The organism is Vibrio sp. HI00D65 (genome assembly GCF_001635455.1).
GTDB lineage: Bacteria > Pseudomonadota > Gammaproteobacteria > Enterobacterales > Vibrionaceae > Vibrio.
The window spans coordinates 1-219 of the sequence record NZ_LWEH01000135.1 but is presented as its reverse complement, the minus strand read 5'-3'; the positions used below and the strand labels follow the sequence as shown (position 1 = coordinate 219).

The window sequence follows — 219 nt, the reverse complement described above, 5'->3', positions numbered from 1 at the left end:
GTGGGCAATGGCCTCATGAATGTTAATCCACACAGGCTTCATCCCATTCTTTACCTCGTAGTCTTCGTAAGCTGTCTCACCAAGTTCACGATCGATCTTGCACGAATAGCAGTAGGAAATCATATGCATTATATCGGCATCATCTTTGTACCAAGGACGAAACTCTTCAAAAATGCCAAACGGCTTAATGCCATGAATGTTCTTTGCACCCGTCTCTTC

1 pseudogene is annotated in these 219 nt (G+C 43.8%); it reads right to left on the bottom strand.

Annotation, left to right across the window (positions count from 1 at the left end):
* Positions 1-219: pseudogene (locus A3712_RS11435) on the bottom strand (DNA mismatch repair protein MutT); the annotation flags it as partial.